The 21,637-nt window shown below is 70.3% G+C and carries 16 protein-coding genes; 15 read left to right on the top strand and 1 reads right to left on the bottom strand.

Annotation, left to right across the window (positions count from 1 at the left end):
- The first annotated feature begins 42 nt into the window (after window positions 1-42).
- The 4 genes from MT347_RS18360 to MT347_RS06640 all read left to right on the top strand — a co-directional run bounded on the left by MT347_RS18360 (window position 43) and on the right by MT347_RS06640 (window position 5,584).
- Window positions 43-2,994, top strand: coding sequence for a DEAD/DEAH box helicase (locus tag MT347_RS18360; RefSeq protein ID WP_243499359.1), 2,952 nt, complete (start codon window positions 43-45; stop codon window positions 2,992-2,994).
- A gap of 104 nt (window positions 2,995-3,098) precedes the next feature.
- A complete protein-coding gene (locus MT347_RS06650; protein ID WP_243499357.1) occupies window positions 3,099-3,536 on the top strand; it encodes a VOC family protein in 438 nt (145 codons plus the stop codon).
- Between the two features lie 86 nt (window positions 3,537-3,622).
- Window positions 3,623-5,185, top strand: coding sequence for a Rieske 2Fe-2S domain-containing protein (locus tag MT347_RS06645; protein ID WP_243499355.1), 1,563 nt, complete (start codon window positions 3,623-3,625; stop codon window positions 5,183-5,185).
- Window positions 5,186-5,188: 3 nt separating this feature from the next.
- Window positions 5,189-5,584, top strand: a complete 396-nt coding sequence (locus tag MT347_RS06640; RefSeq protein ID WP_243499353.1) for a VOC family protein — start codon at window positions 5,189-5,191, stop codon at window positions 5,582-5,584.
- Window positions 5,585-5,828: 244 nt separating this feature from the next.
- Here the strand turns inward: MT347_RS06640 and MT347_RS06635 are convergent, their stop codons facing one another.
- On the bottom strand, window positions 5,829-7,469 hold the full coding sequence (locus tag MT347_RS06635; RefSeq protein ID WP_243499351.1) for an HNH endonuclease signature motif containing protein: 1,641 nt from the start codon (window positions 7,467-7,469) through the stop codon (window positions 5,829-5,831).
- A 155-nt stretch (window positions 7,470-7,624) separates the two neighbouring features.
- On the opposite strand from MT347_RS06635, the gene pyrR reads away from it, so the two are divergent.
- The 11 genes from pyrR (at window position 7,625) to MT347_RS06580 (ending at window position 21,582) form a co-directional block, all read left to right on the top strand.
- Window positions 7,625-8,155: a bifunctional pyr operon transcriptional regulator/uracil phosphoribosyltransferase PyrR gene (pyrR, locus tag MT347_RS06630; RefSeq protein ID WP_243499349.1), complete on the top strand. Its 531-nt coding sequence runs from the start codon at window positions 7,625-7,627 to the stop codon at window positions 8,153-8,155.
- Window positions 8,152-9,120: an aspartate carbamoyltransferase catalytic subunit gene (locus MT347_RS06625; protein ID WP_243499347.1), complete on the top strand. Its 969-nt coding sequence runs from the start codon at window positions 8,152-8,154 to the stop codon at window positions 9,118-9,120. Before pyrR ends, MT347_RS06625 begins: the two co-directional genes overlap by 4 nt.
- Window positions 9,117-10,439: a dihydroorotase gene (locus MT347_RS06620; protein ID WP_243499345.1), complete on the top strand. Its 1,323-nt coding sequence runs from the start codon at window positions 9,117-9,119 to the stop codon at window positions 10,437-10,439. Before MT347_RS06625 ends, MT347_RS06620 begins: the two co-directional genes overlap by 4 nt.
- Window positions 10,436-10,939 carry a hypothetical protein gene (locus MT347_RS06615; protein WP_243499343.1) on the top strand — a complete coding sequence of 168 codons (504 nt, stop codon included), beginning with the start codon at window positions 10,436-10,438 and terminating at the stop codon, window positions 10,937-10,939. The genes MT347_RS06620 and MT347_RS06615 overlap by 4 nt, the downstream gene beginning before the upstream one ends.
- Window positions 10,936-12,174, top strand: a complete 1,239-nt coding sequence (gene carA / locus MT347_RS06610; RefSeq protein ID WP_243499341.1) for a glutamine-hydrolyzing carbamoyl-phosphate synthase small subunit — start codon at window positions 10,936-10,938, stop codon at window positions 12,172-12,174. The genes MT347_RS06615 and carA overlap by 4 nt, the downstream gene beginning before the upstream one ends.
- Window positions 12,167-15,454 (top strand): carbamoyl-phosphate synthase large subunit, encoded by a 3,288-nt coding sequence (gene carB, locus MT347_RS06605; RefSeq protein ID WP_243499339.1) that lies wholly within the window; start codon window positions 12,167-12,169, stop codon window positions 15,452-15,454. Before carA ends, carB begins: the two co-directional genes overlap by 8 nt.
- Complete coding sequence (pyrF, locus tag MT347_RS06600) at window positions 15,451-16,311, top strand: orotidine-5'-phosphate decarboxylase (protein ID WP_243499337.1); 861 nt, start codon at window positions 15,451-15,453, stop codon at window positions 16,309-16,311. The genes carB and pyrF overlap by 4 nt, the downstream gene beginning before the upstream one ends.
- Window positions 16,304-17,209 carry a guanylate kinase gene (gmk, locus tag MT347_RS06595; RefSeq protein WP_243499335.1) on the top strand — a complete coding sequence of 302 codons (906 nt, stop codon included), beginning with the start codon at window positions 16,304-16,306 and terminating at the stop codon, window positions 17,207-17,209. Before pyrF ends, gmk begins: the two co-directional genes overlap by 8 nt.
- Before the next feature lie 345 nt (window positions 17,210-17,554).
- Window positions 17,555-17,809 (top strand): DNA-directed RNA polymerase subunit omega, encoded by a 255-nt coding sequence (gene rpoZ / locus MT347_RS06590; protein WP_055837405.1) that lies wholly within the window; start codon window positions 17,555-17,557, stop codon window positions 17,807-17,809.
- A 115-nt stretch (window positions 17,810-17,924) separates the two neighbouring features.
- The gene (gene metK / locus MT347_RS06585; protein WP_243499333.1) at window positions 17,925-19,118 is read left to right on the top strand and encodes a methionine adenosyltransferase; all 1,194 of its coding nucleotides are present in this window, start codon (window positions 17,925-17,927) and stop codon (window positions 19,116-19,118) included.
- 481 nt (window positions 19,119-19,599) lie between these two features.
- On the top strand, window positions 19,600-21,582 hold the full coding sequence (locus MT347_RS06580) for a primosomal protein N' (RefSeq protein WP_243499331.1): 1,983 nt from the start codon (window positions 19,600-19,602) through the stop codon (window positions 21,580-21,582).
- The last annotated feature ends 55 nt before the right edge of the window (window positions 21,583-21,637 follow it).

The raw sequence follows: 21,637 nt of genomic DNA, 5'->3' as shown, positions 1-21,637 counted from the left end.
GGCGCGACAGCTGATGTCGGAGGCCTCCGGCAGGATGCTCGCGTGACCACCTGGCGCGCCCTCCTCCCCGGCAGCGAGCCGACCGCGTTCGACCCGCTCGCCCTCGGCATCGAGTTGCGCCAGCGCGAGGCGTACGACCCCGCCCGATGGGACGCTCGCGCGGTCCTCTCGGTCACCCCGCGGATGCTCTCGCAGCGGCAGGACGATCTGCAGCTCGTCGCGCGGCCCCTCGTGCGCGGAGCGCGCGACACGTGGATCCGAGCGGATGCCACATGGGATGCCGTGCGCCGTTCCTCCGGCCGCTTCGACCCGGCGCAGGTGCGGTGGTTCGCCGAACTCCACGCCCTCGCCCAGGCGCTGCGCACGACGGGTCCGTTCGCTCCGTCCGGCGACACCGTCGCCCTCGACGCGGTCGAGTCGCCCCTGCTCTGGCCGCACCTGCGCGCGGCCGACGCTCTCGGCATCCCGATCGTGTCCCTGCACGCGCAGCAGAGCGTGCGCCTCGCGGTGGTGGCGACAGCGCGGGTGGCACTCGACGCCGTGGGCGGGGGAGCGCTGCGGGTATCGGCCGAGCTCGAGATCGACGGGCGACCCGTCGACGCCGCGCACTCGCGAGCAATCGGCACCTCGGGTGTGTTCGCGTACGAACTCGACCGGGACCCCGTGCCGCTCGTCCTCGCGGCCGTGGAGCTACCGGCGCCGCTTCCGACATTGCTCGGCGGCGCGCCGGTCGAGGTGCCGGCGGCGGACGCGGAGGAGTTCGTCGCCGAGGTCTACCCGCGGCTGGCGCGCCGCGCCCCGCTCTCGGTGGGCGCGGGCGTGCCGGCGCCGCCCCCGGCGCGACCGACGCTCACGGTCGAGGTGTCCTATCTCGACGACGACGCGCTCGAGTACCGGCTCGACTGGGCGTACCCCGGCGGGTTCCGCGTCGCGTGGGACGACGACGACGACCACGCCGACCGCGATGTCCGCGCCGAGGCGCAGATCGGGGAGCGGTTCGAGACGGCGTGGATGACGGCATCCGACCTGCCCCTCGCAGCGCGCACCATCCTGCGCGACGCGGACGCTGCGGCCTTCAGCGCGCACGTTCTGCCCGCGATCGACGTGGTCGACGAGGTGCGGGTGCGCACACGAGGGACGCGGCCGATGTTCCGCGAGTTGCGGGGAGACCCGTCGCTGCGGATCACGACGGTGGAGTCCCTCGACCGAGACTGGCTCGACCTCGGGATCGCCGTGACGATCGACGGCCGGCTGATCCCGTTCGGCGTGCTGTTCACCGCTCTGTCGCGCGGGCGGACGCGCATCAAGCTGTCCGACGGGGCATGGTTCTCGCTCGCACACCCGGCCCTGCAACGACTGCGGGAGCTGCTCGAGGAAGCCGCCTCGCTCGACGAATGGGAGACCGGGCCTCGCGTCCCGCGCACGCACCTGGCCCTGTGGGCGGAGTTCGAAGACCTGGCCGACCAGTCCGAGGCGGCGGGGGAGTGGCGACAGCTCGCCCGGGCCCTGCGCGACGTCGCCGAGGTGCCGCGGGTGGCGACCCCGCCCGGGTTCCTCGCCGACCTGCGTCCCTACCAGCGCGAGGGTCTGTCGTGGCTCGCCCTCCTGCATCGGCACCGGCTCGGCGGCATCCTGGCCGACGACATGGGGCTCGGAAAGACCCTGCAGTTGCTCGCGCTGATCGCCCACACCCGGTCGCAGGGCGACACCCGGCCCTGGCTCGTCGTCGCCCCGACCTCGGTGCTGCCGACCTGGCACGCCGAGGCCGCCCGTTTCGCTCCTGACCTGCGGGTCGCCCTCGTCGAGGCCACGTCCGTGCGGCGGGACCGGAGCGTCTCCGAGATCTCCGCCGAAGCGGATGTCGTCGTCGCGTCCTACGGCGTCGTGCGAGCGGATGCCGAGGAGTTCGCCGTGCCGCACTTCTCCGGCGTGGTGCTCGACGAGGCGCAGTTCGTGAAGAACCCCGCGACCCGCGTCCACCGCGCCATCGCGGCGTTGCAGACCGACGCGGTGTTCGCCGCCACGGGTACGCCGATCGAGAACGGGCTCGACGACCTCTGGGCGCTCCTGGCGCTGACGGCCCCGGGCCTTTTCCCGTCCCTCCGGCAGTTCCGCGAGGACTACACGCGGGCGATCGAGCAGCTGCCTTCGGATGCCCCCACCGAGCTTTCCGCCGCGGCGGCCGGTGCCCACCGCGAGAAGACGCTCGACAAGCTGCGCCGGCGCGTGCGGCCGTTCCTGCTCCGCCGAACGAAGGACGTCGTGGCATCCGATCTCCCCCCGAAGCAGGAGCAAGAGATCGCCGTGCCCCTCGGCCCCGCGCACCAGGCCGTGTACGACCGGGTGCTGCAGCGCGAGCGGCAGAAAGTGCTGGGCCTGCTCGACGACCTCGATCGGCAGCGCTTCATCGTCTTCCGATCGCTGACCCTGCTGCGCATGCTCGCTCTGGCGCCGGGGCTCGTCGACGACCGCGAGGCGCACCTCGGCTCCGCCAAGCTCGATGTCCTGCTCGACCGCCTCGTCGAGATCGCCGCCGAGGGCCACCGTGCCCTCGTGTTCAGTCAGTTCACCTCGTTCCTCGACCTGGCCGCGCAGAGACTGGATGCCGCGGGCCTCCCCTTCGCGCACCTCGACGGCAGCACCACCCGACGCGGTGACGTCGTCGCCGGCTTCCGCGAGGGGGACGCGCCCGTGTTCCTCATCAGTCTCAAGGCCGGGGGCTTCGGGCTGACCCTCACCGAGGCGGATTACGTCTTCGTGCTCGACCCGTGGTGGAACCCGGCCGCCGAGGCCCAGGCGATCGATCGCGCCCATCGCATCGGTCAGGACAAGAGCGTGTTCGTCTATCGCTTGATCGCCGCGGGCACGATCGAGGAGAAGGTGCTCGCGCTCCAGCGACGCAAGGCCGCCCTGTTCGACGCGGTGATCGACGACGACGAAGCGTTCGCGGCCGCACTGGATGCCGACGACATCCGGGGGCTGCTCGGGCCGTGAGGCGCGGTGCATTCGCCCCTCGGCGGCGCATCCCGGGCGGGCGAGCGGGGCTCTCTCCGACGAGCCCCTACAGGGCGCGGCATCCCGCGGCTAGCATGCGTCGCATGGCCATCACCCTGGAGAACGTCGGCATCGCGGTCCGTGACATCGACGCGGCGATCGCGTTCTTCGTCGACCTCGGACTGGCCGTCATCGGCCGCGACACGATCAGCGGCACGTGGGCCGACACCGCCGTGGGTCTGGATGGGAACCACGCGAAGATCGCGATGCTGCAGACGCCGGACGGGAACGGCCGGCTGGAACTCTTCGAGTACCTGCATCCCGACGCCATCGAGACGGAACCGACTCGCCCCCACGAGATCGGCATGCACCGCGTCGCCTTCTCCGTCGACGACGTTGACGCCGCGCTCGAGATCGCCGCACGCCACGGATGCCATCCCCTCCGCGGCGTCGCGAACTACCAGGACGTCTACAAGCTCACCTACGTGCGCGGCCCGAGCGGCATCATTGTGATGCTCGCCGAAGACCTTAGGAATGCCTGACCGCATGATCTCGCGGCGCTGCTCACCGACCGCTCAGGAGACCCCCGCGTAGACTCGTCAGGTTCCGTCCACGACACAGGAGCGACATGAGAGTCACCGGCCTCGGCCACGCAGGCATGTTCATCGAGACGGCGGGCGGCAGCATCCTCTGCGACCCCGTCATCGGTCCGAGCTTCTTCGGCTCGTGGTTCCCATTCCCCGACAACCGCGCTCTCGACTGGGAGCGGTTCGGCAAGGCGGACTTCCTGTACATCTCGCACCGTCACCGCGATCATTTCGATCCGGCGATGCTCGAGCGCTATGTGTCGAAAGACATCAAAGTGCTTCTGCCCGAGTACCCCACGGACGACCTCGAACAGGATCTCCTCGCGCTCGGCTACACGAACCTCGTGCGCACCGAGGCCGGCGTGCCCCTGCAGTTCGGTGACCTGAAGCTCATGGTGACGCCGCTTCGCGCACCGTCCGACGGACCCATCGGAGACTCGTCGCTCTCGGTCGACGACGGCACGGCATCCGTCCTGAACCAGAACGACTCGCACCCCCTCGATCTGGAGACGCTGTTCGACTTCGGCAAGCCCGATGCGTACTTCACCCAGGTCTCGGGCGCGATCTGGTGGCCGATGGTCTACGACCTGCCCCAGGATGCCAAGCAGAACTTCGCCAAGCTCAAGCGCGACGCGCAGAACAAGCGGGCGATGTACTACATCGAGAAGGTCGACGCCGAGCACGTCTTCCCGATGGCGGGCCCCCCGATGTTCCTGCGCGAGGAACTGTTCCGTTACAACGGCACGGGCCTCGACAATGACTCGATCTTCACCGACCAGCGCGAGTTCCTCGCGCACATGAAGGAGCAGCGCCCCGACCAGAAGGGCTACCTGTTCCTTCCGGGCACCGAGGTCGAGGTACAGGGCTCGGACGTCACTGTCACTCAGACGCTGTACACGGATGCCGAGATCGAGCGGGTCTTCGGCGACAAGTGGAACTACCTCGCCGAGCAGCGCGACGCGCGCCAGAGTGAGGTCGCCGCCGAAGTGGCATCCCGAGCCGAGATCCTGCCGCCGGCCGAGATGATCTCGGCGATCAAGGAGTGGTGGGAGCCGCTGCTGCGTCGTGCCCGCACCATTCGCAACGGCGTCGGGGGAGCGGTGCGGTTCCGCATCGGCGAGCTCGACATGGTCGTCGACTTCCCCAAGGCGAAGGTGCGCGAGTACGCCGGGGAGGACTGCATCTACTGGTACACGATCCCCGCCGACCTCGTGTCGACGAACATCCGCGACCACGAGATCGACTGGTCGAACTCGATCTTCCTGTCCATGCAGTTCGAGGTGGGCCGTTCGGGCAAGTTCAACGAGTTCCTCACGACGTTCCTGAAGTGCCTGTCACGCGACCGGATCGAGTACGTCGAGAACTGGTACGCCGAGCAGTCGGATCAGACCGAGGATGCCGAGATCGACGGCTGGACCGTTCAGCGTCGCTGCCCGCACCTGCGAGCGGACCTGACGAAGACCGGCAAGATCGAGGACGGCGTGCTCACCTGTTCGCTGCACGACTGGAAGTGGGATCTGGCCTCGGGTCGGTGCCTGACGACGACCGGTCACCCGATCCGCTCGACGCGCGCCGCCAAGCCGGCCGAGGTCGCCGCGAGCTGACCTGTGCCGGGCGTTCACCATATTGAGGTCTGGGTCGCCGACCTGTCCGTTGCGCAAGCCGAGTGGGGATGGCTGCTCAGAGCCGTCGGTTTCGAGCAGACCAGCCAGTGGGCTGACGGCGAGACATGGCGCGCGGATGACGGCCCGTACCTGACCTTGACGACGTCGCCGAACCTGTCACGGCGCGATCACGACCGTCGCGCGCCCGGGGTGAACCATCTCGCCTTCCTCGGTGGTTCGCGTGATGATGTGGATGCCGTGATGGCTGCGGCACCCGAGCAACGGTGGCGGCCGCTGTATCAGGAGAGGTATCCGTTCGCCGGTGGGCCCTCGCACTATGCCGGCTGGCTCGAGAATTCCGCGGGGTTCAAGGCGGAGATCGTCGCGGACGAGGAGTGACCCGACCGCCCGTGTTCGCCTGACGGCACGTGTGAGAGCGGTGGATGCCGCGAGGCTCGGCGGACGGCACATCGGCGAGCGCGGCGGGCGCCGCCGTAGCGGCGAGAGCGCCGGACACCGCCGTAGCGGCGGAGACTGTGGGCGCGGCAAACACGGCGAGCGCATCAGACTGCGCCACACTCCGCCCCACCTACCCAGCCCCACACCGAGCTGTTTTCATCGAACGACCCTCAGCGAGCGGTCCTCAGCAAACCATCCTCTGCCAGCGATCCTCAGCCATCCATCCTGAGCGATCGATCCTCAGCAAGCGATCCTCTGCCAGCGACCCTCTGCTAGCACCCCTCGGGGAGCCACGCTCAGCCAGCGATCCTCCCTGACGTGCGTCCGACCACACCGCGTCGAAGCGACGCGGGGATCTCGACCGCAGGAGTGCCGGCGGTCGCACCTCTCCCGTGCGCGGATCGGGCGGGGCGTGCAGCCAATACGTATCCCGCCCAGTCACGGGATCTCGTTCTCGCACGATCCTCTCGCCCCGATTGTGGAGTCCCAGGTGGTGGTTCCGGCAGAGCGGAACGCCGTCGTCGACATCCGTCCTACCGTGATCGGCGGACCACTGATCGATGTGATGCATCTCGCACTGCGAGATGGGGGCGCGGCATCCGATACCGATGCAGCCACCGTCTCGCACCGCGATCGCGATCCGCTGGGCACGGGTGAACAGACGCTGGTGTCGACCCACGTCGAGCGGCCGACCCGCGTCACCCACAGAGACTGGCACTCCGCCCGTATCGCATAAATATGTTCCGATGACCCCGCCGGGGAGTGTCTCCCCACCGTCTTCGAGGTGTCCCACTCCGCGCACGGCAACGCCGACGTCCGGCGCCTCGGCGCCATCCGTTGCGGGCTTTGCCAGCGCCGACGCCTCGAGCACGATCCGTACCCCGGGTTGTCGATCGCCAAACGCCTGCGCGGGATCAGCCGCGGCCCCGGTGCGCATAACGGCAACCAGAGTGTCGTAGGCGATCTGCTCACCCGACCGCTCGTCTGTGGCTTCGGGCACCGTCGCGTCCGAGTCCACGAACCGCGGACCCCGCCGCGGACGAAGAGCGGCCTGAAGGATCGCATCGACCCACGCTGCCGCGTCGTCGTCGAAGACGAACCGCCCGTGCCGCTGCCCGTGCTCGTCGACCCACGAGCGGAACGACCGCGCCGCGAAGCGTTCCTCGAACCGCAACGTCACCCCGACGGGGTCGAGGCGATCCCGTGCGATCCGTGCCGCCGCGCGGAGCTCCTCGACCGGAAAGTGTGGCGCCTCGTCGATCAGCTTCTCGACGGCCGTCACCCAGGCGCGGGGGAGGAAGTCCGGGTCGAGCTCGGGGTACCTCTTGACGGGCGGCTTGCCCAGCCCCACGCGGATTGCCTGGAACTGCGCGTGGCTGAGCGACCCGTCACGCAGCGCACCGCCCGCGCGGTCGAGCCATGCCTCCCCTATACCACCCCCTGCCGGCCGCGCATCTGACGTCGGACCGCCAGACCTGTCATCCTGCACGACAGGTGCCACATCAAGAAGATCGCTCCCGGTCTTCACCGACCGCGTGACTTCTCTCCGACTTCGCCCCGTCAGCGACTGCAACAACTCGGTCGCGTTGCGGTGCCCCTGCCTCTGCGCCAAGCCCGCACCGCCCAGTTCCCGCGCCGACCTCGCGTCGATGACACGCGCAGCGCACGCCGCCAGCACGTCGAGGGCGTTCCGCGCCGCGGTGATCTCTGCCATGACACCCACGACCTCGCGATCGCTGAGGACCTCGATATCGCTCCCCGCAATCAGCGTGACGACGCGCTCGCTCGCCACCCGAAGGCGGTCGATCGGCGCGTGCACATCCATAGAACAAATGTACGAATGAGCCGCGCCTCCCACCAGCAACAAAGCTTGACACCACCCGACCTCGCTCAGATTTCACCCCACCCCACCCGCTACACTGGACGAAGAACCACAGCAACCTTTAACCCCGTCCCGTGAGGCGGAGAAGGGAGCGGCGGATGAATACCCGCACCGTCATGCACGATGCCGATATCGCCCGCGCTTTGACGCGCATCTCGCACGAGATCCTGGAGTCCAACAAAGGACCGGAAGGGCTCGTCCTCCTCGGCATCCCGACCCGCGGCGTCACGCTCGCGAACCGGATCGGCCCGCTCGTCAGCGACTTCGGGGGAGCACCGGTCCCGGTCGGCTCGCTCGACGTGACGATGTACCGCGACGATCTGCACCGCAACCCCACGCGGGCCCCGCGGAAGACCGAGATCCCCGCCGGCGGCGTCGACGGCAAGACCGTCGTGCTGGTCGACGACGTACTGTTCTCGGGCCGCAGCATCCGAGCTGCTCTCGACGCTCTGCAGGACATCGGGCGCCCCGCGGCCGTGCGCCTGGCGACCCTCATCGACCGCGGCCACCGCGAGCTGCCGATCCGCCCCGACTTCGTGGGCAAGAACCTGCCCAGCGCCCGCGACGAGCGGGTCAACGTGCGCCTCGCCGAAGTCGACGGCGTCGAGGAGGTGACGATCGAGTCATGAGGCACCTCCTCGACACCCAGCACCTCTCGCGCGCCGATGCCCTCGAGATCCTCGACGTCGCCGAAGACATGGCCGACACCCAGCGCCGCGAGGTCAAGAAGCTGCCGACGCTGCGCGGCAAGACCGTGGTCAACCTCTTCTTCGAAGACTCCACGCGCACCCGCATCTCGTTCGAGGCCGCCGCCAAGCGCCTCAGCGCCGACGTGATCAACTTCTCGGCGAAGGGCTCGAGCGTCAGCAAGGGCGAATCGTTGCAGGACACCGCGCAGACCCTTCAGGCGATGGGAGCGGATGCCGTGGTCATCCGCCACGGCGCGTCCGGTGCTCCGCGCACCCTCGCCACCAGCGGATGGATCAGCGCGGGGGTGGTCAACGCCGGAGACGGCACGCACGAGCACCCCACGCAGGCACTGCTCGACGCGTTCACAATCCGTAAGCGCCTCTTCGGTGACGACAGCCGCGGGCGCGACCTCGACGGCATCCGGGTCACGATCGTGGGCGACGTGCTGCACTCGCGCGTCGCGCGCTCGAACGTCTGGCTGCTGTACACCCTCGGTGCGCGCGTCACGCTGGTCGCCCCGCCGACCCTGGTGCCGCAGGATGTCAGCGGGTGGCCGGTCGAGATCGACTACGACCTCGACCACGCCATCGCCGCGGGTCCCGATGCGCTGATGATGCTGCGCATCCAACTCGAGCGGATGTCGGCCGCATATTTCCCGACTGAACGGGAGTATTCGCGACGCTACGGCCTCGACGCACGGCGTTTGGACGCCCTGCCGACCGATAGCATTGTCCTGCACCCCGGACCCATGAACCGGGGTCTGGAGATTTCCGCCGAAGCCGCCGATTCGCCTCGTTCGACGGTGCTCGAACAGGTCACGAACGGCGTCTCCGTGCGGATGGCCGTGCTGTACCTGCTGCTGGCGGGCGAGCGGGCCGACACCGAGAAAGAGGACCTCCGATGAGCCACGCCACCCCCCAGACGCTTCTGGTCCGCGGCGCACGCGTCGAGGGACAGGATGCCACCGACCTCCTCGTCCGCGACGGCGTCATCGCCGAGACCGGCTCCGGTCTCTCCCACGTCGGTGCGACGATCGTCGACGCCGACGGGCTGATCGCCCTGCCCGGCCTAGTCGACTTGCACGTGCACCTGCGCGAGCCCGGCTTCGAGGCATCCGAGACCGTCCTCACCGGGTCGCGCGCCGCGGCGGCGGGCGGGTTCACGACCGTCTTCGCGATGCCGAACACCTCGCCCACCGCCGACACCGCCGGCGTCGTCGAGCAGGAGCTCGCGCTCGGCGAAGCCGCCGGCTACGTGCACGTCCAGCCGATCGGCGCCGTGACCGTCGGACAGAAGGGCGAGCGCCTCGCCGAGCTCGGCGCCATGGCCGACTCCCGCGCGCGCGTTCGGGTGTTCAGCGACGACGGATTCTGCGTCTTCGACCCGCTCATCATGCGTCGCGCGCTCGAGTACGTGAAGGCCTTCGACGGTGTCGTCGCCCAACACGCGCAGGATCCGCGTCTCACCGAGGGCGCGCAGATGAACGAGGGCGCCGTCTCGGCCGAACTGGGCCTGACCGGCTGGCCCGCCGTCGCCGAGGAGTCGATCATCGCTCGCGACGTGCTGCTCGCCGAGCACGTCGGTTCGCGCCTGCACGTCTGCCACCTCTCCACCGCCGGCTCCGTCGACATCATCCGCTGGGCCAAGAAGCGCGGCGTGAACGTCACCGCCGAGGTGACCCCGCACCACCTGCTGCTGACCGACGAGCTCGTCCGCGACTACGACGCGCGCTTCAAGGTCAACCCGCCGCTGCGCCGAGAAGAAGACGTGATGGCCGTGCGCGAAGGTCTCGCCGACGGCACGATCGACATCGTCGCCACCGACCACGCCCCGCACCCCGCCGAGGCGAAGGCCTGCGAGTGGGCCGCCGCCGCGAACGGCATGGTCGGGCTCGAGAGCGCGCTGCGCGTCGTGCACCAGGCCATGGTCGACACCGGCCTGCTCGATTGGGCCGACGTCGCCCGGGTGCTGTCGAAGACCCCGGCGCGCATCGGCCGCCTCGACGGTCACGGCACTCCGATCGCCGCGGGACAGCCGGCGAGCTTCACGCTGTACGACCCGCGTCCCTCGCGCACCTTCGAGGTGGCCGATCTGCGCGGACGCAGCAAGAACTCTCCGTACCTGGGTCGGCAGTTGCCCGGCGAGGTGCGCTGGACCGTACGCAACGGCATCCCCACCGTCGCCGAAGGCGCACTGCTCGACGCGCCGGGAGCGCTCGCGTGACGCGTGAGGGCGCCCTGCTCGTCATGGTCGCGGTGGCCGTGACCGTGCTCGCCCTCCTCGCCTGGGCCTGGGTGCGACGAACGCGGCGCGATGCGCGCTACTCCGTCCCGGTGGGGGAGCTGCCCGACGGCGCCGTCGAGACCGCGGTGTTCGCGGGTCTCTACGTCGCCACGACCCGCCACGACGAGCCCCTCGAGCGCCTCGCCATCAAGGGCCTCGGCTTCCGCTCGCGCGTCGACGTCACCGTCACCACGGCCGGCGTCGCCCTCGACCTCCCGGGCCAGCCGCGCATCGCGCTGACCCGTGACCGCCTCGTGGATGCCGCGCAGGCGACCGTCGCCATCGACCGGGTGGTCGAGCGCGACGGTCTGACGCGGATCAGCTGGCGCATCGACGGCGACACCGTCGTCGACACCTATCTCCGACCCCAGGATGCCTCGGCGAAAGCCCTCGCCGACGCCATCCGTCCCCTCATCACCCCGACAGGAAGCGACGCATGACCGCCCTGATCCCTTCCTCGCTCACCACGCGAGACCCCGCCGTCCTCGTGCTCGAAGACGGCACCCGCTACACCGGCCGCGCCTACGGCGCACGGGGCGAGACCCTCGGCGAGGTCGTCTTCGCCACCGGCATGACCGGTTACCAGGAGACGATCACCGACCCCTCGTACGCGGGCCAGATCGTGCTGCAGACGGCCCCCCACATCGGCAACACCGGTGTGAACGACGAAGACCCCGAATCGCGCCGGATCTGGGTCGCCGGATACGTCGTGCGCGACCCCTCGCGCACGGTGTCCAACTGGCGCGCGAACCGGTCGCTCGACGACGCCCTCGTCGACGACGGAATCGTCGGCATCGCGGGGATCGACACCCGCGCCGTCACCCGTCGCATCCGCTCCTCCGGCAGCATGCGCGGCGGTGTCTTCTCGGGCGAGGCAGCCCACCTGGATGCCGACGAGCAGCTGCGCCGCGTCCTCGAGGCTCCGGGCATGGCAGGCCGCAACCTCTCCGCTGAGGTCTCCGTGACCTCGGTCGAAATCGCTCCCGCGACCGCCGAGCGCATCGGCAACCTCGCCGTGCTCGACCTGGGCGTGAAGAAGTCCACGATCGACAACCTCGCCGCGCGGGGCTTCGACGTGCACGTCTTCCCGCAGTCGGCCACGATCGACGAGATCCGCGCGATCGAGCCGGTCGCGGCGTTCTACTCCAACGGCCCGGGCGACCCCGCCGCCTCCGACCAGCACGTCGAGCTTCTGCGCGCGGTTCTGGGCGACGGCCTGCCCTTCTTCGGCATCTGCTTCGGCAATCAGCTGCTGGGCCGCGCCCTCGGCTTCGGCACCTACAAGCTGCCGTTCGGCCACCGCGGCATCAACCAGCCGGTGCTCGACAAGACCACCGGACGCGTCGAGATCACCTCGCAGAACCACGGCTTCGCGGTCGACGCGCCGCTCGACGCCGTCATCGACAGCCCGGCAGGCTTCGGCCGCGTCGAGGTCAGCCACATCGGTCTGAACGACAACGTCGTCGAGGGTCTTCGCGCCCTCGACATCCCCGCGTTCAGCGTGCAGTACCACCCCGAAGCCGCCTCCGGACCCCACGACGCCAACTACCTGTTCGACCGCTTCCGCGAGATGGTGCTCGCGACGACGGCCCTTCGACAGGCTCAGGGACCGGCCTCCGCGGCTCAGGCCCCGAAAGACGCTCAGGATTCGACCCAGGAAGACAACAATGCCTAAGCGCGACGACATCCACTCCGTCCTCGTCATCGGCTCCGGCCCGATCGTCATCGGTCAGGCGTGCGAGTTCGATTACTCCGGCACCCAGGCGTGCCGCGTCCTCCGCGAAGAGGGGGTGCGCGTCATCCTCGTCAACTCCAACCCGGCGACGATCATGACCGACCCCGACTTCGCCGACGCGACCTATATCGAGCCGATCACCCCCGAGGTGATCGAGACGATCATCGCCAAAGAGAAGCCGGATGCCATCCTCCCGACCCTCGGCGGGCAGACGGCCCTGAACGCGGCGATCGCGCTGCACAAGCGCGGCATCCTCGAGAAGTACGACGTCGAGCTCATCGGCGCCGACTTCGAGGCGATCAACAAGGGCGAGGACCGTCAGATCTTCAAGGAGCTCGTCCTCGAGGCGGGCGCCGACGTTGCGGCATCCGTCATCTGCCACTCGATGGACGAGCTCCTCGCCGGCGCCGAGAAGCTCGGGTACCCGCTCGTGGTGCGTCCGAGCTTCACCATGGGCGGCCTCGGCTCGGGCTTCGCGTACGACGAGAACGACCTCCGCCGCATCGGCGGTGCGGGTCTGCACGACTCGCCCACCACCGAGGTGCTGCTCGAGGAATCGATCCTCGGGTGGAAGGAGTACGAGCTCGAGCTCATGCGCGACACCGCCGACAACACGGTCGTCGTCTGCTCGATCGAGAACGTCGACCCCGTGGGCGTGCACACCGGCGACTCGATCACCGTCGCCCCGGCGTTGACCCTCACCGACCGTGAGTACCAGAAGCTCCGCGACATCGGCATCGACATCATCCGCGCGGTGGGCGTCGACACCGGTGGTTGCAACATCCAGTTCGCCGTCGACCCCGCCACCGGACGCATCATCGTCATCGAGATGAACCCGCGCGTGTCTCGGTCGTCGGCGCTGGCATCGAAGGCCACCGGCTTCCCCATCGCGAAGATCGCCGCGAAGCTCGCGATCGGCTACCGCCTCGACGAGATCCCGAACGACATCACCAAGGTGACCCCGGCGAGCTTCGAGCCCACGCTCGACTACGTCGTGGTCAAGGTGCCGCGGTTCAACTTCGAGAAGTTCCCCGCCGCCGACGCCACCCTCACCACCACCATGAAGTCGGTCGGCGAGGCCATGGCCATCGGCCGCAACTACACGACGGCCCTGCAGAAGGCCCTGCGCTCGCTCGAGAAGCGCGGCTCGAGCTTCCACTGGGGCGAGGAGACCCGCTCGGCCGAGGAGCTGCTCGAGATCGCCAAGACCCCCACCGACGGTCGCATCGTCGTGCTGCAGCAGGCTCTGCGCTTCGGCGCGACGGCGGAGCAGGCGTTCGAGGCGACCAAGATCGACCCGTGGTTCATCGACCAGATGGTGCTCATCAACGAGGTCGCGGCCTTCATCGGGGAGGCGGAGAGCCTGGATGCCGACACCCTTCGCACGGCGAAGGAGCATGGCTTCAGCGACGCTCAGATCGCCCAGCTCCGCGGCCTCGACGAGGCCGAGGTGCGCGAGCTCCGTTATGCGCTCGACGTGCGCCCGGTCTACAAGACCGTCGACACGTGCGCGGGGGAGTTCCCGGCGCTCACGCCCTACCACTACTCCAGCTACGACGCCGAGACGGAGGTCACCCCCTCCGACCGCACGAAGGTCGTCATCATCGGCTCGGGCCCCAACCGCATCGGCCAGGGCGTCGAGTTCGACTACTCGTGCGTGCACGCCTCGTTCGCCCTCTCGGATGCCGGGTACGAGACCGTCATGGTCAACTGCAACCCCGAGACCGTCTCCACCGACTACGACACCAGCGACCGGCTGTATTTCGAGCCGCTGACGCTCGAGGACGTGCTCGAGGTGCTGCACGCCGAGGCGCAGTCGGGGACGATCCTCGGCGTCGTCTGCCAGCTCGGCGGTCAGACGCCCCTGGGCCTGGCGAAGGGCATCGAGGCCGCCGGGTACACGATCCTGGGTACGAGCCCCGAGGCGATCGATCTCGCCGAGGAGCGGGAGCTGTTCTCGCGTCTGCTCGACGAGGCCGGACTCGTGGCTCCCCGTAGCGGCACCGCGATCGACGTCGACGGCGCCGTCGCTATCGCCGAGGAGATCGGCTACCCCGTGCTCGTGCGCCCGAGCTTCGTGCTCGGCGGCCGCGGCATGGAGATCATCTACTCCACCGAGGCGGTCCGCGACTACTTCGTGCGCATCGCCGACCAGGCCATCATCGGCCCCGGCCTGCCGCTGCTGGTCGACCGCTTCCTCGACGACGCGATCGAGCTCGACGTCGACGCGCTGTACGACGGCACCGACCTCTACATCGGCGGCGTCATGGAGCACCTCGAGGAGGCCGGCATCCACTCCGGCGACTCCTCCTGCACTCTGCCCCCGGTCTCGCTCGGACGTACCGAAGTCGACCGTGTGCGCGAAGCGACTCTGGCGATCGCGAAGGGCGTCGGCGTCCGTGGCTTGCTGAACGTGCAGTTCGCGATCTCGGCCGGGGTCCTCTACGTCATCGAGGCGAACCCCCGCGCGAGCCGCACGGTGCCCTTCGTCTCGAAGGCGCTGGGCATTCCGCTCGCCAAGGCCGCCAGCCGCATCATGGCCGGCAACTCGATCGCCGAGCTCATCGCCGAGGGACTGCTGCCCGAGCAGGACGGCTCGCGCGTCCCGCTCGACGCACCCGTCGCCGTGAAGGAGGCCGTGCTGCCGTTCAAGCGCTTCCGCACCGCCGACGGCCACACCGTCGACTCCGTGCTCGGACCCGAGATGCGTTCCACCGGAGAGGTCATGGGCATCGACCGCGACTTCCCGACCGCGTTCGCGAAGTCGCAGGAAGCCGCGTACGGCGGGATGCCGACCTCGGGCACCGTGTTCATCTCGGTCGCCGATGCCGACAAGCGCGCCGTCATCCTGCCGGCCCATCGCCTGCAGGAGCTGGGCTTCGAACTCATGGCCACCGAGGGCACGGCGGAGATCCTGGCGCGCAACGGCATCCGGGTGCAGGTCGTGGAGAAGTACTCCGAGACGCAGGGCTCCGGCCAGCGAAACGTCGTCGACCTCATCAACGCGGGGGAGATCGACATGATCGTCAACACCCCTTCGGGTGGGACCGCGCGTGCCGACGGCTACGAGATCCGCGCCGCGGCCGTGGCCGCCGACAAGGCGCTGTTCACCACGATGGCCGTGCTCGGTGCCGCCGTGAGCGCCCTCGGCGCCATGAAGGACGGCTTCGAGGTGCGCAGCCTCCAGGAATACGCCGTGGATCGCGCGGGTCGTCTGTGAACGAGTCTTTCGGTCAGCGGCTGAGCGCCGCCCTCGACGCCCACGGCGCGCTGTGCGTCGGCATCGACCCCCACACAGCGCTGCTGTCGGCGTGGGGCCTGGATGCCACCGCCGACGGCGCGCGCGACTTCGGTCTCCGCGTGGTCGAGGCGGCGGTCGGCCGCGTCGGCGTCGTGAAACCGCAGGTGGCGTTCTACGAGCGTTACGGGTCGAAGGGCTTCGCTGCTCTCGAAGACGTGATGGCCGCGGCCCGCGCCGCGGGACTCCTGGTCATCGCCGACGCGAAGCGCGGCGACATCGGCACGACGATGGAGGGTTACGCACAAGCGTGGCTCGCGCCCGGTTCCCCCCTCGAGGCGGATGCCGTGACCCTGACGCCCTACCTCGGCGCCGACTCTCTGCGCGACACGCTCTCGCTCGCCGTGCGGCATCGCAAGGGCGCCTTCGTGCTGACCGCGACGAGCAACCCCGAGGCCCGGGCCCTGCAGAGCGCAATCGTCGACGATGCCCTCGCCGTGGGCGACCGCGAGCACGTGGCATCCCGCGTCGCCCACGACGTGAACGAGGCCAATATCGGTGCGCCCGGCGCGCTCGGTTCGATCGGCGTCGTCGTCGGCGCCACCGTCGACCGCGCGGCGTTCGGTCTCGGTGACGTCGCTCTGGCGGGGATGCCGATCCTCGCCCCCGGCTTCGGGGCCCAGGGCGCCGAACCCGGCGACCTCGGCCGCCTGTTCGGGTACGTCGCGTCGGCGGTCATCGCCAACGAGAGCCGCAGCATCCTCGCCGTCGGACCTGATCGTCTCGCGGCGCGCATCAAGGAACGAGCGGCTCTGTACCGGGAGACCCTGAATGGTTGACACCCGTCGCCCGCCCGAGGTCGACCGCGCCGCCGCCTCGCGCCGAGCGGTCGAGGCGCGGCGGGAGCGCGCCGCGCTGAAGCGCGACGTATCGAGCCGCGTGATCTCGCCGCAAGAGCTGCTGCGCCGGGGACTTCGCGACCCGCTGTCGCCCGCGGGGGCCATGCGTGTGACCGAGTTCCTCACGGCGATCCCCGCCATCGGCGAGAGCAAGCGCGACCGCATCCTGACAGCCCTCGGCATCTCCCCGGTCAAGCGACTGGGTGGTCTCGGTACGCGCCAGCGCGATGCATTGCGCGCCTTCCTCGACACGCGGTGGCCCGAACCGGGTCCGCGCGACGGCCGCAGCCGGCTCATCGTGCTGGCCGGCCCCACGGCGGTCGGCAAGGGCACCGTGGCCGCCCACATCAAGCAGAACTACCCGCAGATCCACCTGTCGGTCTCGGCGACCACCCGCAGTCCCCGACCGGGCGAGGTCGAGGGCCAGCACTACTACTTCGTCGACGACGCCGAGTTCGACCGGATGGTCGCTGCGGGGGAGCTCCTGGAGTGGGCTGTCGTGCACAACCAGAACCGCTACGGCACGCCGCGCGCTCCCATCGAGCGCGTCCTCGCCGAGGGGGGCACCGCTCTGCTCGAGATCGACCTGCAGGGGGCGCGTCAGGTGCGCGCCGCAGACCCCTCGGCGACGCTGGTCTTCCTGCTGCCGCCGAGCTGGGACGAACTCGTCCAGCGCCTGGTCGGACGGGGGACCGAGGATGCCGAGGAACGGGCCCGCCGCCTGCGCACGGCCCGGGTAGAGCTCGCCGCGCAGAACGAGTTCGACTACCGCGTGGTCAACGAGGACGTCGCCTCGGCAGCCGCCGACGTGGTCGCGTTGGCCGCCGCTCAGCGCTGACGCGCCCGCCCGGGTCGGCGGGGCGCCGCCCAGCCGGGACAGCACCCGTTCGGGGCGCGAAATGTGCACCGCGGCGGCAGGGCGGCACCCCGGCCGGGCCGGCACCCGTTCGGGGCGCGGAATGTGCACCGGGGCGGACGTCGCACGCCCCCGTGCACAAGCGACGCCCCGATGTCGCACGGACCGACGCCCCATCCTTCGCCACGTCACTCACGCCCCGTCACCGCCCACACGACCCGCCCGGCGCCCTCGGCACAGCTCGTGTCGGCGTCGGCTAGAATAGGAGGATGCTTCGGCGCTTCCGGCGCCGCATCCACCCCATCCCGCCGAACCAGGAGGTTCCCCATGGCCGGACGTGACAAGGGCATCATCGACCCGCCCATCGACGCTCTGCTCGACAAGGTCGACTCGAAGTACCAGCTCGTCATCTACGCGTCCAAGCGCGCGCGTCAGATCAACGACTACTACTCCGACCTGCACGAGGGAAACCTCTTCGACAACGTCGGCCCGCTGGTCGACTCCACCGTCGAGGACAAGCCCCTCACCATCGCGCTGCACGAGATCCACGAAGACAAGCTACGCCTGCGCGCTGCGGAGTAATCCACAGCCCTCCGTTCACGTCTTCTGTGCACAGATGTGACGATGCCCCGGGCGGCTCTCCGCCGTCCGGGGCATACTTGTGCCCGTTCCCGTTCGCTAGCCTCCCGGAGTCGTCTTGACCGACCTGCGCCTGTTCACGTCCGAGTCCGTCACCGAAGGACACCCCGACAAGATCTGCGACCAGATCTCCGACAGCATCCTGGATGCCATCCTCACCGAAGACCCGACGGGGCGCGTCGCCGTCGAGACCCTCGTCACCACCGGCCTCGTGCACGTGGCCGGCGAGGTGTCCACCCGCGCCTACGTCGAGATCCCCGCGATCGTGCGCGACGTGGTGAACCGCATCGGGTACACCTCCAGCGACACCGGCTTCGACGGCGAGTCGTGCGGCGTGTCCGTCTCGATCGGCGCCCAGTCCTCCGACATCGCCGCGGGTGTCAACAAGGCATTCGAGCAGCGCGAGCGCGGCTCCGTCGATCCGCGTGACCTGCAGGGTGCCGGCGATCAGGGCATCATGTTCGGCTTCGCCACGAACGAGACCCCGCAGCTCATGCCGATGGCCATCTGGACGGCGCACCGCATCGCCGAGCGCCTGGCATCCGTCCGCAAGAGCGGCGCGCTGCCGTTCCTGCGCCCCGACGGCAAGACCCAGGTGACCCTGGGCTACGACGGCCTCGTCCCGCGCACCGTCGATTCCGTCGTCCTGTCGACGCAGCACCACCCCGACATCTCGCAAGAGGACCTGCGCGCGCAGGTGCAGGCCGAGGTCATCGATCCGGTCCTCGCCGAGACGGGGCTCGAGCTGCCCGACGTGAAGTACTACATCAACCCGGCCGGACCCTTCGTCATCGGCGGTCCCAAGGGCGACGCCGGGCTCACCGGTCGCAAGATCATCATCGACACCTACGGCGGCGCCTCCCGTCACGGCGGCGGCGCGTTCAGCGGCAAAGACCCGTCCAAGGTCGACCGCTCCGCCGCCTACGCGATGCGCTGGGTGGCCAAGAACGCCGTCGCGGCGGGTCTCGCCGACCGCCTCGAGGTGCAGATCGCCTACGCGATCGGCAAGGCGAACCCCGTGGGCCTGTATGTGGAATCGTTCGGCACGGCGCACGTGGACGACGACGCGATCGTGCGGGCCATCCGCGACGTCTTCGACCTGCGCCCGGCGGCGATCGTCGAGCAGCTCGACCTGCTGCGCCCGATCTACGCGCAGACGGCGACCTACGGTCACTTCGGCCGCGAGCTGCCCGATTTCACGTGGGAGCGCACCGACCGCGTCGACGAGCTGCGCGCCGCCGCCGGACTCTGACGGTGGGGGCGGGCCTCGCACGGCGCGGCCGGGCGCTCGCCCACGTCGCGATGGGCGTCACCGGCGGGCGCGTCCGGGGGCGCACCATCACCGCCACGGGCGCGACCGGCGGGCGCGGACGGGGGCGCTCCGTCACCCAGACGGGCGCAAGCTGCGGGCGCGGACGGGGGCGCTCCGTCACCCAGACGGGCGCAAGCTGCGGGCGCGGCCGGGGGCGCTCCGTCACCCAGACGGGCGCAAGCTGCGGGCGCGGCAGGGGGCGCACCATCACCCAGACGGGCGCAAGCTGCGGGCGCGGCCGGGGGCGCACCATCACCCAGACGGGCGCAAGCTGCGGGCGCGGCCGGGGGCGCTCCGTTACCCAGACGGGCGCGACCGGCGGGGTAGCTGCAGAGCACATCCGCGACGCCGGCGCGCGCGCCCGGCCAGCGCGGGCGCGCGTGCCGATCGTGCGGGGGGCATCCCTCGACGGAGGACTCCCGTGAGCGGGCGTCGCGTCGCGCGCGTTCAGCTCGAGTCGCCCGTGCCGCAGCTGGACCGTCTCTTCGACTACGCCATCCCGCATCCGCTCGTCGCCGACATCGCACCCGGCGTCCGGGTCAAGGTCCCGCTGCGCTCAGCGGGACGCATGATGGATGCCTTCGTGGTCGACGTCGTCGCCGACGACGGAACGGAGCGACCGCTGTCGTCGGTCGAGGCCGTCGTGTCGCCGATGCCCGTGCTGCCCGAGCGCCTGTACACGCTCGCCCGACGCGTCGCCGACCGCGCCGCCGGCTCGGTCAGCGACGTGCTGCGGCTGGCCGTTCCCAAGCGCATGGTCCGTGCCGAGAAGGCGTGGGCAGCGGCTCCGTCGCCCGAGACGCCAGACGTGGTACCCGCCGCCCGCGAACGGTCCGACGCCCTGCTGGCCTCGTACCCGGGTCTGAGCGAGGCGCTCGACGCCGGCGAACGCCTCGCGCTCGACGCCCCTCCGTACCCGCACGCCGAGCTGCCTCGCGGCGCCTGGGCGGACCTTCTCGCCGCCGCCGCCGTGCACACGCTGGCGCGGGGGAGGAGCGCCGTCCTCGTCGTGCCCGACTACCGCGACCAAGCGCAGGTCCTAGCGGCGCTCGGCGAGCTCGTCGGCCCGGATGCCATCGTCCGCGACGACGCGGACCAGTCCGGGCCCGCCCGCTACGCGCAGTACCTGCGCGCCCTGGCATCCGTGCCGTGCATCGTGGTCGGTCGCCGCTCGGGGGTGTACGCGCCCTCGCACGACACCGGTCTCGTGGCGATCTGGGACGACGGCGACTCCCTGTTGTCGGAGCCGCTGGCGCCGGGCGTCCACGCGCGCGATGCCGCCCTCGTGCGCCAGGAGCTCGAGGGCTCGGCTCTGGTGTTCGCCGGCCACACGCGCACGAGCGACGTGCAGCGTCTCGTCGACGTCGGGTACGTGCGGGAGATCATGCAGGCCCGGCGCCCGAGCCCGCGGGTCGTGCTGAGCGCCACGCGCGAGGGGGAGCAGCGGCAGTCGCGCGTCCCGTCCTCGGCTTTCGCCGCGGCCCGTGAGGCCCTGCAGCGCGGACCCGTGCTCGTGCAGGTAGCCCGACCGGGGTACGCCCCTTCGCTCATCTGCGCCGACTGCCGCCGGCCCGCCCGCTGCCCGCATTGCGCGGGGCCGTTGCGCGCGGCTCGACCCGGCGCGACCCCGGTGTGCGCCTGGTGCGGTCGCAGTGCCCATGCGTGGACGTGCGGGCACTGCGGCTCCGCGAAACTGCGCATGGCGTCGTCGGGCAGTGAGCGCACGGCGGACGAGCTCGGACGCGCCTTCCCGAACACCCGCGTGATCCTCGCCGACGGGGCGCACCCCGTGGCCGAGGTCGACGGCCACCCCGCCCTCGTCATCGCCACGCGCGGCGCGGAGCCGATCGCCCGCGGCGGCTACCGGGCCGTGATCCTGCTCGACGGCGACCGGATGCTGCAGAGCGAAGCGCTCCGGATCGGGGAGAGCTGCCTGCGCTGGTGGTCGAACGCCGCGGCCCTGGCAGCCCCCGGTGCGCCGGTGCATCTGGTGGGTGTCGCCGGTCCCGTCGCGCGTGCGCTCGCGACGTGGACACAGCCGGCCTACGCGCGCTCCGAACTGTTCGATCGTGCCCCCCTGCGGATGCCGCCCGCCGTGCGCGTCGCCAGCGTCGACGGGCAGGCACGCAGCGTCGACACGCTGCTCACCTCGCTTCGAGAAACGGTGACCGACCTCGACTCCCTCGCGATCCTCGGGCCGGTCGACACCTCCGAAACTCCCGATGCGTCGACCTCCCGCGCCCTCGTCCGCTTCGATTACGCGCACGGCAAGGCTGTCGCCGAGGCCCTGCGCGCCGGGGTCGTCGCCGACGCGCTGCGCGCCCGGAAGTCGCGGAAAGATCGCGGGCCGAAACAGCGCACTACGCTCAGAGTTCGTCTCGACATCCCCGAACCCGATCTGTGAGCGTCGCCCGCATCCGGACGACTACGACCGCCGAGGTCGCCACACGGGCACCCAC

It is taken from the genome of Microbacterium sp. VKM Ac-2923 (genome assembly GCF_022815605.1).
Taxonomy (GTDB): Bacteria; Actinomycetota; Actinomycetes; order Actinomycetales; family Microbacteriaceae; genus Microbacterium.
This window is presented reverse-complemented; position numbering and strand designations above follow the sequence as displayed.

Bases quoted from the DNA above. Each gene is read 5' to 3' on its own strand.
- MT347_RS06625 (WP_243499347.1), top strand. From the start codon at position 8,152: ATGAGGCACCTCCTCGACACCCAGCACCTCTCGCGCGCCGATGCCCTC.
- MT347_RS06650 (WP_243499357.1), top strand. From the start codon at position 3,099: ATGGCCATCACCCTGGAGAACGTCGGCATCGCGGTCCGTGACATCGAC.
- MT347_RS06645 (WP_243499355.1), top strand. From the start codon at position 3,623: ATGAGAGTCACCGGCCTCGGCCACGCAGGCATGTTCATCGAGACGGCG.
- MT347_RS06635 (WP_243499351.1), bottom strand. From the start codon at position 7,469: ATGGATGTGCACGCGCCGATCGACCGCCTTCGGGTGGCGAGCGAGCGC.
- pyrR (WP_243499349.1), top strand. From the start codon at position 7,625: ATGAATACCCGCACCGTCATGCACGATGCCGATATCGCCCGCGCTTTG.
- gmk (WP_243499335.1), top strand. From the start codon at position 16,304: ATGGTTGACACCCGTCGCCCGCCCGAGGTCGACCGCGCCGCCGCCTCG.
- MT347_RS06620 (WP_243499345.1), top strand. From the start codon at position 9,117: ATGAGCCACGCCACCCCCCAGACGCTTCTGGTCCGCGGCGCACGCGTC.
- carA (WP_243499341.1), top strand. From the start codon at position 10,936: ATGACCGCCCTGATCCCTTCCTCGCTCACCACGCGAGACCCCGCCGTC.
- carB (WP_243499339.1), top strand. From the start codon at position 12,167: ATGCCTAAGCGCGACGACATCCACTCCGTCCTCGTCATCGGCTCCGGC.
- rpoZ (WP_055837405.1), top strand. From the start codon at position 17,555: ATGGCCGGACGTGACAAGGGCATCATCGACCCGCCCATCGACGCTCTG.